The sequence below is a fragment of the Agrobacterium sp. LAD9 genome (assembly GCF_003031125.1).
GTDB classification, from domain to species: Bacteria; Pseudomonadota; Alphaproteobacteria; order Rhizobiales; family Rhizobiaceae; genus Agrobacterium; species Agrobacterium radiobacter.
On sequence record NZ_PHGS01000019.1, the window covers coordinates 1 to 17,045 of the forward strand.

Genomic DNA, 17,045 nt, shown 5'->3' on the forward strand with positions numbered 1-17,045 from the left:
GCCCCGCCTCCATTTGCCGGGCGCGCAGCCCGTCGCAAACGCCAAAAGCCACGGCATCGTTGAAGCAGACGGCGGCCGTGACCGGATCGCTTGCTTCGAGCACGCGCCCGATCGCCTCGACACCGCCGGCACGCGAAGGCGCGCAGGGAACAACGGCCGTCTCCTGAAAAGGCAGACCGGCGACAGCCAAGGCGTCCCGAAAACCGCCGACCCGCTCATGGAAGACCGCCGTATCGGGAAACCCGCCCATGAAGGCGATGCGGGAGTGGCCGAGCGAGGCAAGATGGGCAACCGCCTGCGCCATGCCGGACTGATTGTCCGATGCAACCGACGACACTTTCGCACCGGGCAGGCTGCGGACAACGACCACGACGGGAATGCCGGCGGCAATCAGCGGCTTGAAGTCGAGCGGATCGGTCGCTCGGGCGGGCGATACGATCAGCCCGGAGATGCCGTGCTCCCGCATCGAGGCAATCACCTCGCGCTGCCGGTCGATGCTTTCGCTGGTATTGGCAAGAAACTGCACATAGCCGGCCGATTGCACGACCGTGTCGACGCCCACGGCAAGCTCCGCAAAGAAGCTGTTCGTCAGATCGTTGACGACGACACCGATGATTTTCGATTTCGCGCTGGTCTGGCGCAGGTTCGCGGCGCCGCGGTTATAGACATAACCAAGCTCGCGCATCGCCGCATTGACCTTGGCCCGGGTCCCCTCATTGACGAGCGGCGAACCCCGTAGCACCAGCGAGACTGTCGATTTCGACACGCCTGCGGCCTGCGCGATATCTATAACGGTCACCCGTCCGCCAGTCATTGAACCCTCCCAGGCCGTCCATCAAGATCGAGGGGTAATTAATTGGAACGTTCCAATTTTGTCAAGTGACATCGCCGTAGCAAAATCGAAAACTACGAAAGGCTCCGTCTAAAATCGCCAATAATGTTTAATTTCAATGATATTATGATCTCTTTTGGTTTCCATGATTTTCAGAAACCCTATGAAGTTTCGGCATGATTGCCATTGAAAAATGGAACGTTCCAAAATACGCTATTATTTCCTCTCGTCAGGAGCGAGGTGGGTCGAGTTTGCAATGCCGGCGAACGCGAAGGCCGGCAGTGTTCGGCCAAGCCGGAACAGCGACGCTTGCCCTTCCGCCCTAATGGATCGTAGTTTACCGACCAACGCCTACGGCCGGTAAACGATCACCCCTCATTCCGGAGCAATGAATGACCACCGAAACGCCTTCGCTTGACGCCCTGCGGGCAGAGCTAGCTGCCCTTCAGCTCAACACCTTCAACTATGACTTCGCCTGGAAGCTGGGCAGCCTGATAAGATTGCGGGCCGCGGCACAGGAGCTTCCCGTCGCAATCGAGATAAGGCACGGCACCGACGTGGTGTTCGCCAGCCTGCTGCCGGGCGCGACCATCGACAATTTTGGATGGACACGCCGCAAATGCGCGGTCGTTCATCGTTTTCATCGCAGTTCGCTTCAGGTCCGGCTCGAAGCCGAGCGAAAGGGATACGACTTCAACGCAAAGTTCGGCCTGCCGGTCAGCGATTTCGTCGCCAGCGGTGGTGGATTTCCCCTCATCATCCGCGGAGGCACACTGATTGGCTCGGTGGGCGTCAGCGGACTGCCTGACGTCGAAGACCACATTCTTATTACACTCTGCCTGAAAGAAATGCTCGCAGGCTGACATGGTTCGATACAGGCCCTCGTCAAAACGGAAGAAGCCGTCCTTCGGATAAGCGGTCGCCAACCATTTCACGATCCGCAAATTTTTCTTTGGCCGAACGTCCCAAATCCCCAAAACCAAACGTCTACCTCACAAGCGGGCGTTTCACCCACGCTTGATGGTGGGCTGCGGCGTGTCGAATACCGTAGGATTTGGGGGTTTTGATGAGTAAGACAATTTCCGTCTCGCGTGGGGCAAAGGCGGGCCTGCGGGCGGCGCTTCTGGCTGGCACTGCCATTGCCATGAGCCCGGCAATACCGGCAATGGTGAGTGCGGCGAGGGCACAATCGGCGGAACGCACAATCTCGGTGCCTGCCGGACCTCTAACCCCGGCATTGAACAGCCTTGCCGCACAGACGGGATTGCAGATTCTCTTCGACGCATCTGTTGCCGCAGGCAAGAGAACCGCTGGAGTCAGTGGCACCCTCACCCCCGAAAAGGCGCTGAATGCCGTGCTGGCAGGCACCAATGTCAATGCACGCTTTGCCGGCAGCAACCGGGTGACCCTGTCGAGCGGCCCCGGCCTTTCGGCCGCAGGCACCGCACAGGACGGCACGACGGTGCTGGATGCCATCACCATTTACGGCGCGCGCGACGCGACGACGTTGAACAACACGACGGCGAGCGTCGGCATCGTCACCGCCAAGGCAATCGAGGATGGCCAGATCAGATATACGCAGGACGCTTACCGGCGGCTTGCCAACGTGCTCGACAGCGCGACGGTCAATGCCGGCTTCGTCATTCGCGGCATGAGTTCCGAGGGCTTCGTCCCCGGCGGGGCGCCGGTCGGATCGCTTTACGTGGATGGCATTCTCCAGACCCGTTACAATGCCCGTTTCGGTGCGAGAAGCCTCTGGGACGTCGAGCAGGTCGAGGTCTATCGTGGCCCGCAATCGACGCTCTCCGGCCGCGCCGCCATGTCGGGCGCAATCTATATCAAGTCGAAGGATCCGACCTTCGACAAGGAGCTGGAACTGTCCGGCACCGTCGGCAACAATAACCGGGCCGGCTCCGGCTTCGTCGTCAATACGCCTGTGGTCGAGGATCAGGTGGCGCTGCGCATTTCCGGTGCCTTCGAGCGTTCCCGTTCGGATGTTTCCTATTCGAATTTCAGAGACTACGCCGGTTATGACGACCTGACCACGGATATCAGCCGCAACATTCGAGCGAAGGTGCTCATAACCCCTTCCGAGATGCCGGATACGCGCGCCCTTCTGACCTACGCCTATTCGAAGGATCGCCCGAATGACCGGCTGGTCGGCCTCTATGACGGGCGCGGCGACTTCAACAACAATCCCGATACCTATACGGAATTCCGCTGGACCGAGGTCCATAATGTCGGTCTCGAAATCACCCATGATTTCTCCGACAGCCTGCGGTTCACCTCCCAGACCGGCTTTCAATACGGCGTAAACACACGCCGCTCCGTCGATGCGGGCACGCCCGGCCTGGTCACCGGCATCTGGGGTACGGACGACGATTCGATATTCACCCAGGAATTTCGCCTGAACTACGAAGGAGAACGGTGGAAGTGGGTCGCCGGTCTTTTCGGCAGCCATCAGGTCTTCGACGGCTGGTCGCGTTTTGTCGCGGAAGTACCGGGCATACCCATGCCCGCACAGCTCGACGACCAGCAGAATCGCAAAACCTCAAACCTCGCCGCCTTCGGCGAGGCGACCTATGAGTTCGCGCCGAGCTGGTTCGTCACCGCCGGCGGCCGTCTGGACTATCTCGAGGAAACGAATACGGAGTTGAACTCCTTCGTCTTTTACGGGATGGATCCCTTCTTTTCCGGGGGTCCCGCATCCTTCGACGAGTTGAATTTCGTACCCAAGATCGGCCTCTCCAGGGAATTTGGCGAAAATCAAACGGTCGGCTTCACCTACACACAGGGTTTCCGTTCGGGCGGTTCCTATGTCAATCGCAGCGATCCGGCCTTCCCCCTCGTGACCTACGAACCGGAATATTCCCAGAGCTACGAGCTTTCTTACAAGGGAACCCTGCTGGACGACCGGCTCACCCTCAATGCCAATCTCTTTTATACCAAATATGAAGATCAGCAGATCGAAATCCGTCCCCCGTCTCTCATTCCGGGATATCGCATCACGGAAAATGCCGCGTCATCGCGCGCATGGGGTTTTGAAATCGAGCCGACCTATCAGGTAACCGACCAGTTCTCGGCTTTCGCCTCAATCGGTTATCTGAACACCAAATTCCTTGAGTTCGATCACGGCGGCCTGGGCGAGCAATCCGGAAAGTCCTTCCCTGAAGCGCCGGAATGGACCCTCGGCTTCGGCGGGCGTTATGAGTTCGAGAACGGCGTTTATGTCGGCGCGGACGCCAAATACACCACGGAATACAATTCGCGCTTCGGCACGCGCGGCATGTACGAAATCGACTCCCGCTTCATCGTCAACGCCCAGCTCGGCTTCAAGAAGGACAATTGGGAGATAACCGCTTTTGCGGAAAACCTCACCGACGAAAAATACTTCACCGTTGTCGATCCGGATGCGGCCCTGCCATTCGGACAGGCCGGCCAAAGGCGATCGTTCGGTGTCAATCTCCGTGCGAAATTCTGACAATCCGCGTTGCGGGGCGAAAGCCCCGCAATACGCCTCCACGTTCATTGAATGGGTACCGGTCTTGCGCTTCTGTCTTGCCTTTCTTTTCCTCATCCTGCCCGCCTCCCTTGCCCACGCGGCCTGCCAGGGAAAGGAGATAACCGAAGGCGTTTATAACCCGCCCTTCTGCGTTCCGGCTGAAGTGAAGACGATCGTAACACTCGATCCGCTGCTGACGCTCGGGCTCCTCATCGAACTTGAGGCTCCCGTCGTCGCCACGCCCTATATGGCAATTCAGGACCCTGCGGTTCTTCAGGTCGTCAGGCAGGCGAAGATGATCGATCTGGGCAATCCGAAGGAGCCGAGCCTCGAGCGGATCGCGGCGCTGAAACCTGACCTCATCATCGGCAGCACCGAAGGCCATTCGCCGATCTATGAGACGGCGTCGAAGATCGCACCGACCGTCCTCGTCAACCACATGGACTGGAAGAAATATCTCGCGCTGCTCTCCGAAATGACGGGACGCAAGGGCGCCGCGCAGGAGGCGCTCGCCGCCTACGAAAAGCGGGTGACGTCGATCCGCGCGCGAATGAAGGATGTGACGGTTTCGACCGTTCGTTTCGCTCCCGGCCGGTTCGTCGTCTTCCTGGACGGTCCTGCCGCCTATGCGCCGTTTGCGGTGCTGCGCGAAGCCGGGGTAAAGCGCACGGCCTATGAGACGGTGACTGACGGCACCATCGTCAAGCGGCCGGATTGGGAGGAATTGGCCAATCTCGATGGTGACATCCTCCTTTATGTCTCCGCCAGCGGCTTCGAAAGCGGGCCGGACGATGCACTCGAGCAGGAGGTCATCGGCAACCCGCTCTGGCAGCTTCTGCCCGCCGTGCGCAACGGGCAGGCCTACCGTGTCGATCGCATTGCCTGGCAGAGCTTCCACGGCATTGCTTCCGCAAACCGGATACTGGACGACATAGAGCGTTATGTTCTGGCGGATCGATGAACCGCAAACTATCCGGACGTTTTGTCGGTACCGATAGCGGCAAGGCTCTCGCCCTTGCTGCACTGCTGTGTCTACTTGCCGCCGCGTCGCTTCTTGCCGTGGCGCTCGGCACCGTGCGTATACCTCTATCCACGATTCTGGACGCGATTTTCCGGTTTGACGGGTCGCGAAACCACCTCCTCGTCGTGGCGGTTCGCCTGCCGCGTGTCATCGCAGCCCTTCTGGCCGGCAGCGCGCTTGCCGTCTCGGGGGCGATCATGCAGGCCATCACCAACAACCCCCTCGCCTCGCCGGGCCTGCTCGGCATCAATGCGGGTGCTGCCTTCGCAGTTGTCTCCATCATGACCTTTTTCGGTGCGGGTGTCGGCGATATCTACATCTGGTTCGCCTTTTTGGGCGCGGGTATCGCGGCGTTTGCCGTTACTTTGCTTTCCTCGTTCGGCCCCATCCGTCATTCGCCGGTCGGGCTCATTCTTGCCGGTGCGGTCGTCGCGACCTTCCTCACGTCGCTCACCAGCGCCGTGCTCATCTTCGATCAAAGCACGCTCGATGCCGTGCGCATGTGGACGGCAGGCTCGGTGACGGGCAGAACCATGGCGCAGGCAGCAACTGTCGTGCCCTATATTGCCTTTGGCCTCATCGTCTCGCTCTTCCTTGGTCGGCATTTGACGACGCTGAGCCTTGGCGCGGATACCGCCCGCTCGGTCGGGCAAAATACGGCCCTCTGCCGCGGGGTGGCGATCGTCACCGTCATCCTGCTTGCCGGCGGCGCAGTGGCGCTTGCGGGGCCGATCGGCTTTATCGGCCTCGTCGTCCCGCATATCGTCCGGATGACCGTCAGCGTCGACTATCGCTGGATCATTCCGTTTTCGGCGCTTGGCGGCGCGCTGCTCGTGGTCGGGGCGGATATGGCCGGGCGCATGGTCTTCGGCAGCCAGAATTTTCCCGTGGGCGTGACGATCGCGCTTGTCGGCGCGCCGTTTTTCCTATGGCTCGCACGCAACCGGATGAGAGGCGAAACATGATCCGCCTTTTCCTTTCGCTTACCCTGTTGCTCGCGATCCTTGTCCTCGCAAGCCTCGCATTGGGTGACATTTCGTTATCCTGGCCGGCCCTGTTCGATGTTTTTGCCGGCGGACCAGCGGCAAACACGCAGGATGCGATCATCGTCCTCGACCTGCGCCTGCCGCGCGTGCTGCTTTCTATCCTTGTCGGAATGGCTCTTGCGACCGCGGGCACCATATCGCTCGCCATTATGCGCAATCCGCTTGCCGAGCCCGGAGTGCTCGGCATCAATAGCGGCGCGGCCGCAGCCGTCATGGCCGTCATCGTTCTCATGCGGGACCCGCCGGTGGCACTGCTTCAGGCCGCCGGTTTCGGCGGCGCGGTCCTGATGGCGGCGGCGGTCTATCTCCTTGCCTGGCGAGGGGGAGCCTCGTCGCTTCGCATTATCCTGATCGGGATCGGGCTCGGCGCACTCGCCACCGCCGGCACGACTTTCCTCTCCGCCTTCGGTCAGATCGGCGACGTCCAGCGGGCGATGGTCTGGCTTGCCGGCAGCGTCTACGACGCCACCATGATCAAGGTGCGGCTTCTCGCCTTGTGGCTCATCCTGCCCGCTACACTCGCATGGATGGCTTCACGCGAACTCGATCTCATTCGTTTCGGCGACAATTCGGCAAAAAGCCTCGGCCAGCCGGTCGATCGCATTCGCGGCATGATGATCGTGCTCGTCACGATCATCTCCGGCGCGGCCGTTGCCGTCTCCGGTCTCATCGGCTTCGTCGGCCTCGTCGCACCGCATATCGCCCGCAGGCTCGTTGGAGCGTCTCACGCCCGCATTTTCCCCGTTGCGGCTCTTGTCGGCGCGTGCCTCGTCGTCGCTGCCGATCTCCTGGGGCGCACCGTCATTGCGCCTGCGCAATTACCCGCGGGGATCATTACCGGGCTCGTCGGAGCTCCCTTTTTCGCATATCTTCTCTGGGGACGCCGTCATGATCGTGGATGAGCAAAAAGCCGCCGAAAAGCTGGCAGGCGAGGCCATTACACTCGCCTATGACCGCCGCCCTGTCGTCGAGAATCTCGATCTCATCATCCCGGGCGGCTGCTTCACGGCTCTTATCGGCCCCAACGGCAGCGGCAAGTCCAGCATCCTGCGCAGCCTTGCCGGCCTGATGACGCCGCTTTGCGGAACCATCCTGCTCGACGGCCGAAGCATCGCGGCGCTGTCGACCAGGCATATGGCGCGCCGGGTCGGCATGCTCCTACAGGGGCCAGTCGCGCCGGAAGGCCTGACGGTCCGCGATCTCGTCCGCCAGGGCCGCTATCCTCACCGCTCCCTCTTCGGCCGCTGGTCGGTTGAGGACGAAGTGGCCGTCAACGAAGCGCTTATGCTGGCGGGCATGGACACGCTTGGCGATCGCCCGCTCGACAGCCTTTCCGGCGGTCAGCGCCAGCGCGCATGGATCGCCATGACGCTTGCACAGCAAAGCGAGGTGATCCTGCTTGATGAACCCACGACCTACCTCGACCTCGAGCACCAGATTGAACTCATGCATCTGGTGACGCGGCTGGTCAGCCGCCATGGCAAGACCGTCGTCGCGGTGCTGCACGACATCAATCAGGCTGCCCGCTATGCCGAACACATCATCATTCTCAAGAACGGCGAAATCACCGCCGCCGGCCGACCAGCGAACGTGATCTCGGCGGATACCATCGAGACCGTCTTCAACGTCAAGACTGTGGTGATCCGCGATCCGGTCGCCGGAACCCCGCTCTGCATCCCGCTTTAGACGGCGCGGCTTTCGGCCGCTTTCCAGTTACAAAATTATCACACCAGCTACCTTTTCAAACGAAGCTGGAGACGAGAACCCTCCTTCCCGCCGAAACATTTGAGAGTGAAATCCGCAATAAAATCAGGCATAAAGATGAGTATTAATATCATCTTTAAAGCCTGCCGTAAGTTCAACGTTCGAATCGTTCTAACCTGTTGTACTTGCAAGCAATCTTTGAAGCCGGTAGCGATTTTACCATTGGCACCCGAGAAACAAACGCACGGGTGAGCCCGGTTATTGCGAATTGAGTGCCGATGTCGAACCCCTCATCTTCTCCGCCTTCCTGGGACATTCCCGACAGCAATGACCTGCTGAACCGGGCGATGGAGATTTATTACCACGACATCACGGCTGCGGTTCACCGCAGGGGGCATCCGCGCTCCACGGCGCGGGACGTGGTGCATGATCTTTATGTCAGGCTCGCCGCAAAACCTGACATCCTGCAAAACAAGCGATCGGTGAAAGCTTTCCTCTGCCGTGCGGCGATCAATCTCGGCATCGACAGGATGCGGCGGGAGACCATGGAATCGCGGCTGTTTTCCGGTTCCGAGCGCGAGGCGATGGCGGTGGCGAGCGCAGGTCCGGCACCGGATCATGCGCTGGAGATCGAAGCGCGCATTGCAATTCTTCGTCAGGCGATCACCGAACTGCCGACGCGCCGGCGCGTCGTCTTCATCCTGCACCGGCTGCATCATCTCACACCGGATGAAATTTCGGCAAAACTCAACATCTCCAGAAACATGGTGGACAGGCATCTGCGCCACGCCTTCGCCCACTGCCTCGACCGGCTGCTTCTGATCGGCTAAACGTCCCAAATCGGCGATGCCAAACGTCTAGAAGACAAGGGAGCAGCTGGAGACACCAATGCGTGAGAACGAAGCGATGAACGCTCAGCGAAAGCGCAACCGCGAGGCTGCGGACTGGTTGCTCCGCAACGGCGATCCTCAGCAATCGGCCGAAGACAGGGCGCACTTCACGGACTGGCTCAACGATCCGGAAAACTGTCGCACCTATAGTGCCGCCGAGCGACTGATGGGCGACGCACGCAAGGCCATCCAGTCGGACCCAAAGCTCGCCAGCATAAAAGCCACGCCGCGTAACCTTGCGAAACCCGTCGCAACCACCGTCGTTCTTTTCGCCACGGCAACCGCGACCTTTTTCCTTCTCGACGGCCCGATGCGTCTTCAGGCGGACGTCATCGCCGGGACAGATGAGATGCCGGTCATCGACCTTGAGGACGGCTCCAGAGTTCAGCTCAACGCTTCCTCAGCAATCGCCATCGATTTCAACCGGACCCGGCGAACGGTCCACCTTCTGCGCGGGCAGGCCTATTTCGAGGTTGCCCATGCGCCGGAACGACCCTTCAGCGTCGAAGCCGGAACCACGCGCGTGACGGCCCTCGGGACCGCCTTCGACGTCCGCTACGGCGAGACCGACACGGAGGTGACCGTAACCGAAAACGCGGTCCTTCTTGAACCGGACAATGATGGACCGTTCTCCCGACGCGTCCAGCAGGGCGAGCAGGCGACCTATGATCGCATGAAGGGCGAAACAAGCGTCCAGCCGGTCGATAGTCTCGTCGCACTCGCCTGGAAGCGCGGACAGATCGCCGTCGACAATGCGCCGCTTTCTTATGTCGTTGAAGAAATGAACCGCCATTTCGGCGGCAGGATCGTCATCGCCGGAAGATCACTCGCCGCCAGACGCGTGAGTGGAACAGTCGCGATCGCCGACACCGACGCCGCCCTTTCATTCGTGAGGGAAGCGCTCGGCGTGAAGGCGACAAGGCTTGGTCCGCTTATCGTCATCCGCGACTGACGTGGCCATCTCGTAAACAAGCGCCTCACCCGCCCCGCCAGCCCCGCGCATTGTCTATGGCGCGTGCAAAGCGGGCGTGGTCGGCGGCCCCGACCGATCCGTCAGGCGTGAATATCTCGGCATCGTTTCGCATGGCGGCTACATCGATGCCGCAGAGTTCCGCCAAGCCGAGCGCCGTCAACTCGCGCATGGCCGGCACGCGAATGGTTCGGCCACTGGCTGCGGCCAGAAAACGGGCGAAATAGCGACTGTTCGACAAGCCGCCATCGATGGAGATCATGTCGCCTATGGGAGCGACAGCCGACGCCGCCTCGATCAGCCCAGCCGTCAGCAGGGCAATGCCTTCCAGCACGGCGCGCACCGTGTCACTTCGTTCCGTGGTGTGGTCCATGCCGATGAAAAGCGGCACGGCCTGCCTGTCCCAATAGGGCGCGGCAAGGCCCGAAAGGGCGGGCACGAATACAACGCCGCGGCGAATGGCCGAGGGTCCTTCGAAACCGTCGAGTTCGGCACTATCTGCGTATAGGCCGATCTTTTTCGCCCATTCGAGCGCCGCGCCGGCATCATAGACGCCGCCTTCGATGGCGAAGACGGCGGGCGCGCCCTGCATCTGCCAGCCGATGGTCGGCAGAAGCTCGCCCGTCAACGGACGCCCGTTACCGGCAACGGCCAGCAGAAAGGCCCCGGTTCCGAAGGTTATCTTGCAATCGCCGGCCTTGCGGCAGCCATGCCCATAAAGCGCGGCCTGCTGATCGACAATGGAAACGCGGATGGACGTTCCCTCGACCGCGCCAAAACCGCCATCGACAGGACCGATCATGGGCAGGCAATCCATCGGCACGCCGTGAAGCGCGCAGAGTTCAGGGCTCCAGTCTCCGGTTGAGAGATCAAGCAGCCCCGTGCGCGACGCCGTAGCAAGGTCCGTGCGGAAAGAGCCCGTCAGCCGGTCCAGAAAAAAAGCATCGGTGGTGCCCAGCCGCAAACGCCCTGCGGCCCTTGCCTGCGCCACTGCCGGATTGTGCTTCAACAGCCAGGCCAGTTTGCTGGCAGAAAAATAGGGATCAAGCGGCAGCCCGCAAATCTCTTTCGAACGATCCGTTGCCGAAGGCGGCAGGGCGGCCAGCGCTTCGGCGGTACGGGCATCCTGCCAGACGATAACCGGCGACAGCGCCTCGCCGCTCACGGCATCCCACGCCAGACAACTCTCGCCCTGATTGGCGATGGCGATGGCCTCCACCGGTCCGGCGGCAGCCAGCACCGCGCGAATATTGCGCAGCAGTTCTTCCGGATCATGTTCCACATGGCCGGCGGCCGGGTAAAATTGCGCGTGACGCCGGCTGGCCACGACCTCCGCCGTGCCGCTATCGCTCACCACAAGGCACCGGGTCGATGTCGTCCCCTGATCGATCGCCGCAATGCGCATCAATTGGTCTCCCGAAAGTGAAAGGCAATCTGGCTCGCTTCAAACGCAGCGCCGGGAATGGGCACCAGCACACGGCGTTCAGGGCGCCACCGGCCGGTCTTGCTCCACACTTCCGTTCCGTCGAGACGAAGCGAAAGCCGGCCTTGAACGCGTCTGGTGAAACGAAGCTGAAAATCGCGAAATGCCGGTCTATCGAGTCCACCCGGCCGCAACATGGCTGGAACCGCCAGTTTGAGCGGATCGGCGAAGGCAACGGGAACCCCCGGCGCGTTGCAGGGTTCCCGGGCGAGATCGTCAGCCACCGACGCGCCAACGCGGTGGCCTTCGCGAAACGCCCAGCCGCCCGTTTCCACGGCTCGCAAGACATTCCCGCTGGCGAAGAAAATCGGATTGGCCATCCGTCCGTCCTGATCGATCAGCGGCCCGGCACTGCCTGCCGCAACATCCACGGGGGATGCATTGAGAAGCGCTGCCTCCGGCGTGAATCGCCCGGTGAGCAGAACACCGTCGCATTGAACGGTCAGGATGCGGCCATCCGCCAGACGGATATCGGCCTCCTCGACACGGTCACGCCCGCGAATATCCGTGAGTGTCGCACCACAATGAAAGGGCACCCCGACCAGTCGCGGAAACCAATGAAAAGGCGACCGCGCCAGCGAATGAGGCTCCGGCTCGATCATCGCGACCGGTCGGGCGCGATGAGTGAGGCAGGTCAGAAGTGCGGAAAAGGAAACCAGCTCCGAACCGATGATCAACGGCCGGCGAAAGGGCATGATGCCGTGAAAGGCGATATAGGATTGCAGCGTGCCGGTGGTGACCACGCCCACCGGACGGTCGCCGGGCAGAAGCCGCACGGAGCGTGGTTTTTCCCGTGTGCCGGTCGCCAGCACGATACGCCTTGCCTTCAACGCCTCGACGCCACGCGCCGATGTCACCAGCAGCACGCCATCCTGCCCGAGTTCCAACACGGAATGACCGGTGCGGATATCGACACCCGCCTCCTGTGCTTGCCGCTGCAAGTGTTGTGCATAGGCGGGGCCGAAATAAACCCGCCTGAATTCGCGCATGCCGAAGGGCGAGTGCAGGCAATGCCGGGTCGCGCCGCCAAGGGCCGGCTCGCGGTCGAGGATCATCACACGGGCGATACCGCGCGCTTTCAGCTCCAGCGCTGCAGCCACGCCCGCCGGGCCGCCGCCAACCACGATTGCATCTGCATTCTCAGTGCTTGGATGCTCTCGTTGAAAGGACTCCACGGCGCTCATCGGTCGTCTCCCTCCCGAACGGCAAGCGGGGTTGCCAGACGGTCGCCCGTCATCGCGGCCAGCCGGGCGTTGCAATAAAAGCCCTGGCAGCGGCCCATGCCGGCGCGGGTGCGCCGCCGCAGCCCGCCGAAATCACCGGGCGGCACCGGGCTTAAAAATGCCGCCTCGATCTCGCGGCGGGTGACGAGTTCGCAATGACAGACGATTTCGCCGTGATCGGCGCGCTGCCAGTCCCGCTCGCAGGTTTCGGTCAGGTTGGGCATCGTCACTTCGGGGACTGATGGCGGCGGGGCAAAACCCCTACCGAAACCCTCGTGGAGCGTCAAAGCATGCTGCGCCAGCCCGAGTGCTGCGCTGAGACCCGTGGAACGCACCCCGCCAAGCGTGATGGCGCGCCGCTCGGGCCGCGCGGAAATCCGGTAATGTTTCTTTTCGGAGGCCGGCCGCAGACCGGCATAAACGGCAGTTACAGAAACAGAGGCCAGCGCCGGAACGATCTCCGCACCGCGTTTCAGCAGCGCTTCCAGCGTCGCCGTCTCGACCGTCGCGCGTTCGCGGTCGTCCTGCTCTTCCGCCGTCGGCCCGACGAGAACATTGCCGAAGGCGGTGGGGCACACCACGATGCCCTTGGTGATTTCGGTGGGAACAGGCAGAACGATGCGCGGCACATGCCGGCGGGCAGCCTTATCAAGCACGACGAACTGCCCCTTGCGGGGCCTGATGGTGAATTCGGGCGGAAGCCCCAGACGCGCATCGACGATATCGCCGAACAGACCGGCGGTATTGACGACGCTCGTGGCAAGGATAGCGCCCGCCGTCGTCTCGATCCGCCACGCATCGTCGAACACACCGGACAGAACCTCCGCGTTTCGCACCAGCTGCGCGCCCAGCGCCACCGCCTGCGTGAGATAGCCAAGCGGGGCGGACCACGGATCAATGATATGTTCGCCCGGAACGTCGAGCGCGGCGACAAGGCGCTCGGATAGGCCCGGCATGGTTTCACGGGCCTGCCCGGCCGCGAGGAGCTCAAGTCCGGCAATGCCGTTGCGCCGCCCCTGATCGGCGATCGCCTGCAATTTTTCCGCCTCAGCCGGGTTCCAGGCGCAGACGAGCGCGCCGGTTTCGACGAGGCTAAGACCCATCTGCCCATGAATGGACAGATATTCCGCCCGGCCCGCCTTCACCAGTTCCAGTTCCAGACTGCCTTCCGGCGCATCGAAGCCGGTATGGAGGATGGCGCTGTTGGCCTTGGAGGCGCCGGAGAGGATATCGGGGCCTTTTTCGACGACCACCACCTTCGCACCGGCCAGCGCGAAACGGCGGGCGACCGCGCAACCGACCACACCGGCGCCGATGACGGCAACGTCGAATTCCGTGGAGGGGGTCTGAGTCATGGGCTTCCCTTTGCCTTCGTCGTTCAAAGCGAAATCAACAGGCGCGACGGATCGCGCCGATGCAGCAGCAGCGTTCGTAAACGGGAATGAATTCGCGCGGTGTCAGTCAGACGGGCCGGCACAAATCTTGATTCGTCAGCCTCACGCTGACGATCTCCTGATATGCCGGCTTTCCCCGCCGTTACTTCACGAAAGTCTTGGTCAGGCCCGCCGTGCGGTCGACGATGAGAACGACGGCAAGGGTGAGCACGATCAAAAGAACGGAAATGGCCGCAACAAGCGGATCCGCCTGCGTTTCCACATGCTGATACATGGCGACGGGAAGCGTGGTGATGCGCGGGCCGGTGAGGAACAGCGAAATCACCGCTTCATCGAACGACACGAGAAAGGAAAGTGCGGCCGTCGCCACGACGCCCGGCGCGATCATCGGCATCGTCACGCGTCGGAAGACCGTGAGCGGCGATGCCCCGAGCGTGGAAGCAGCCTCCTCGAAGATCAGTGGCAGGCCGGCAAGCGAGGTGGTGAGGACGCGCAGCGCATAGGGCAGCACGATGATGAGATGCGCGATCACCAGACCGATGAAGGTGGCGAGCAGGCCGGCGCCAGCGAAGACGATCAGGATCGCGAGGCCGAGCACGATGGTGGGCAGGAGCAGCGGAGCCGTGAAGAAGGCGAGAAGCGCATCCGCGCCGATCACCCGCATGCGCACGATGGCATAGGAGGCAGGCAGCGCGATCAGCATGGACAGCACGGTGACGATGACGGCGAGAAGGGTGCTGGTGCCGAGCGCCGCCATCATCTTGGAATTATGCATGAGTTCCACATACCAGCGCAGGCTCCAGCCGGAGGGCGGAAAGGCCATGTAGCTGTCGGCCGAAAACGAGATCGGCACGACGAGAACCACGGGCGCCAGCAGGAAAAGGAACATGATGAAGGCGACGATTTTCAGCGCCAGCGGAGCGGGACGTTCTTCCATCTTCGATCTCCTTTAAAGAATGGCCCGCAGAAGCCGGGAATAGAGCACCAGCGCCGCACCGAAGATTACGAGAATGATCATCGACAGCGTCGCAGCGAGTGGCCAGTTGAGCGTCACGATGGCCTGATCGTAGATTTCCGTCGCCAGAAGGAAGACGCGCCCACCGCCGAGCAGCTTGGGGGTGATGAACGAACTGACCGCCAGAACGAAGGAGAGCAGGCAACCGAGCGCGACGCCGGGCATGGTGAGCGGCACGATGATCCGCCAGAACACCTTCCAGGGCGACGCGCCGAGTGTTTCGGCCGCTTCCTCGACACGTGGATCAAGCCTGCCGAAACCGGCAAGCAGCGCCAGGATCATATAGGGCATCAGGATTTCCGTGAGGCCGATGACAACACCAACCTTGTTGAACAGCAGCCGCACGCCGCTTTCAGCGCCGAGCGCGAAGAGGATGTTGTTGATGAGGCCGTCATCGGCAAGGATCGCGATCCAGCCATAGGTGCGCACCACGGCCGAGGTCAAAAGCGGCGAAATGACTAGCACCAGCAGCAGGGTTTTCCAACGGCCCTGCGCCCGGTGAAGGTAAAGGGCGATGGGATAGGAGGCGATGAGCGTGAGAATGGTGATCAGGAGACTGGTCAGGATGCTCTGGCCGATCAGTTCGATATAAAAACCGTCGGTCAGCGTGGACGACCAGTTGTCGAGCGTGTGGGCTTCCCCAAGACCGCCGCCGCCGAGGCTTTCACGGAAGGAAAGCAAAAGCAGGTTGAAGACGGGCATCACGAAGGCAAGGCCATTGACCGCGATGATCGGCCCGAGAAGAAGCGTTGCGAGAAACACCATGGAGGATGTGCGGCTGCCGGGAGCCGTGATCATGACCGCCGCCGTCATTGGTCTGCTCCGAAGACCAGCGTGTCCTCCACGCGCCAGATGAGGCTGACCGCACTGCCGGCCGCAACCGGCGTTTCGCCGCCGGAGGTGGCGCGCTCCACCGACAATGTCTGCCCGCCCGCAGCGATCTCGTAATGAAGGATATCGCCGGCATAATAGACGTCACGAACCTCACCGGTGATGCGGTTGACCGGCGCGCCATCGAAATCTGGCACGGCGTCATCAGCAACCGTCATGGCCATGCGGTGCGGCCGCACCATAAGGTCGATCTTGCCATTGTGCGAACCGGGTGCCCGCAATACCGCATCGCCGACCGTGATGTGATCGCCGACCGCGTTTCCGACCAGCCTGTTGGTGCGGCCGACGAAGGAGGCGACGAAAGCCGTTGCCGGACGCTCGTAAAGATCATGCGGGGTGCCGAGCTGTTCCAGACGCCCGCCATTGAGGACGGCGACCTTGTCGCACATGCTGAGCGCCTCGACCTGATCATGCGTGACGAAGATGGAGGTAATGCCGAGCTGCTTCTGGATGCGGCGGATTTCCGAGCGCATCTCGTCGCGCAGCTTGGCATCGAGATTGGAAAGAGGCTCATCGAACAGGAGAATGGAGGGCTGGATGACGAGGGCACGCGCCAGTGCGACGCGCTGCTGCTGGCCACCAGAAAGCTGGGCGGGACGGCGATCCTCGCGCCCTTCCAGGTGGACCATGGCAATCGCCTCGCGAGCACGCCGTTCCGCTTCGGCGGCCGGCACCTTGCGCATTTCAAGTCCGAACATGACGTTCTTGAGGACCGTCATATGCGGGAAGAGCGCATAGCTCTGGAAAACAAGGCCAATGTCGCGCTTATAGGGTGCAAGCTGCGTCACGTCCTTGCCGTTGATCAGGATTGAACCTGACGTCACGGGTGCAAGGCCGGCAATCATGCGCAGCGACGTCGACTTGCCGCAACCCGACGGACCGAGGAAGGCAACCAGCTCGCCCTTGGGTATCTCGAGGTTGAGATTATCCACGGCGACCATGGTCTCGTAGCGCTTGGTCAGTGAACGAATCGAGAGAAATCCTGGCTGCATGATGTCTGAAGTTCCCATTCCGGCTTTTTGCCTTTCTCCAGAACATGTCCCACCCCGGCGGGGTCTCGGACATGTCCTGTCC

15 protein-coding genes are annotated in these 17,045 nt (G+C 61.7%); 8 read left to right on the top strand and 7 right to left on the bottom strand.

All coding sequences use genetic code 11. From position 1 onward, the window contains the following. The coding region (locus DA915_RS19930; protein WP_107677050.1) for a LacI family DNA-binding transcriptional regulator at window positions 1-814 on the bottom strand (814 nt) is incomplete at its 3' end. 410 nt (window positions 815-1,224) lie between these two features. On the opposite strand from DA915_RS19930, the gene DA915_RS19935 reads away from it, so the two are divergent. The 8 genes from DA915_RS19935 to DA915_RS19970 all read left to right on the top strand — a co-directional run bounded on the left by DA915_RS19935 (window position 1,225) and on the right by DA915_RS19970 (window position 9,947). Further along, entirely contained in the window at window positions 1,225-1,695 is a 471-nt protein-coding gene (locus DA915_RS19935; RefSeq protein WP_107677051.1) for a heme-degrading domain-containing protein, read from the top strand. 203 nt (window positions 1,696-1,898) lie between these two features. After that, window positions 1,899-4,313, top strand: a complete 2,415-nt coding sequence (locus DA915_RS19940) for a TonB-dependent receptor (RefSeq protein WP_192886615.1) — start codon at window positions 1,899-1,901, stop codon at window positions 4,311-4,313. 64 nt (window positions 4,314-4,377) lie between these two features. After that, window positions 4,378-5,295, top strand: coding sequence for an iron-siderophore ABC transporter substrate-binding protein (locus DA915_RS19945; RefSeq protein WP_003504318.1), 918 nt, complete (start codon window positions 4,378-4,380; stop codon window positions 5,293-5,295). Next, entirely contained in the window at window positions 5,292-6,320 is a 1,029-nt protein-coding gene (locus DA915_RS19950) for an iron ABC transporter permease (protein WP_107677054.1), read from the top strand. The genes DA915_RS19945 and DA915_RS19950 overlap by 4 nt, the downstream gene beginning before the upstream one ends. Next, window positions 6,317-7,303, top strand: a complete 987-nt coding sequence (locus tag DA915_RS19955; protein ID WP_107677055.1) for an iron ABC transporter permease — start codon at window positions 6,317-6,319, stop codon at window positions 7,301-7,303. The genes DA915_RS19950 and DA915_RS19955 overlap by 4 nt, the downstream gene beginning before the upstream one ends. Next, complete coding sequence (locus tag DA915_RS19960) at window positions 7,290-8,087, top strand: ABC transporter ATP-binding protein (RefSeq protein WP_107677056.1); 798 nt, start codon at window positions 7,290-7,292, stop codon at window positions 8,085-8,087. Before DA915_RS19955 ends, DA915_RS19960 begins: the two co-directional genes overlap by 14 nt. A gap of 296 nt (window positions 8,088-8,383) precedes the next feature. Further along, a complete protein-coding gene (locus DA915_RS19965) occupies window positions 8,384-8,935 on the top strand; it encodes an RNA polymerase sigma factor (RefSeq protein WP_003504311.1) in 552 nt (183 codons plus the stop codon). 58 nt (window positions 8,936-8,993) lie between these two features. Then, window positions 8,994-9,947: a FecR family protein gene (locus DA915_RS19970; protein WP_107677057.1), complete on the top strand. Its 954-nt coding sequence runs from the start codon at window positions 8,994-8,996 to the stop codon at window positions 9,945-9,947. A 25-nt stretch (window positions 9,948-9,972) separates the two neighbouring features. Here DA915_RS19970 and DA915_RS19975 read toward each other — a convergent pair whose 3' ends face one another. The 6 genes from DA915_RS19975 to DA915_RS20000 form a co-directional block, all read right to left on the bottom strand. Further along, window positions 9,973-11,370, bottom strand: a complete 1,398-nt coding sequence (locus DA915_RS19975; RefSeq protein ID WP_107677058.1) for an FGGY family carbohydrate kinase — start codon at window positions 11,368-11,370, stop codon at window positions 9,973-9,975. Continuing rightward, a complete protein-coding gene (locus DA915_RS19980; RefSeq protein ID WP_107677059.1) occupies window positions 11,370-12,632 on the bottom strand; it encodes an NAD(P)/FAD-dependent oxidoreductase in 1,263 nt (420 codons plus the stop codon). The genes DA915_RS19975 and DA915_RS19980 overlap by 1 nt, the downstream gene beginning before the upstream one ends. Next, window positions 12,629-14,026, bottom strand: a complete 1,398-nt coding sequence (locus DA915_RS19985) for an NAD(P)/FAD-dependent oxidoreductase (protein ID WP_107677060.1) — start codon at window positions 14,024-14,026, stop codon at window positions 12,629-12,631. The genes DA915_RS19980 and DA915_RS19985 overlap by 4 nt, the downstream gene beginning before the upstream one ends. Window positions 14,027-14,207: 181 nt before the next feature. Then, window positions 14,208-15,002: an ABC transporter permease gene (locus tag DA915_RS19990; protein ID WP_107677061.1), complete on the bottom strand. Its 795-nt coding sequence runs from the start codon at window positions 15,000-15,002 to the stop codon at window positions 14,208-14,210. 12 nt (window positions 15,003-15,014) lie between these two features. Then, window positions 15,015-15,893, bottom strand: a complete 879-nt coding sequence (locus DA915_RS19995) for an ABC transporter permease (RefSeq protein ID WP_020010153.1) — start codon at window positions 15,891-15,893, stop codon at window positions 15,015-15,017. Continuing rightward, on the bottom strand, window positions 15,890-16,963 hold the full coding sequence (locus tag DA915_RS20000) for an ABC transporter ATP-binding protein (RefSeq protein WP_060724359.1): 1,074 nt from the start codon (window positions 16,961-16,963) through the stop codon (window positions 15,890-15,892). The genes DA915_RS19995 and DA915_RS20000 overlap by 4 nt, the downstream gene beginning before the upstream one ends. Window positions 16,964-17,045: the final 82 nt, after the last annotated feature.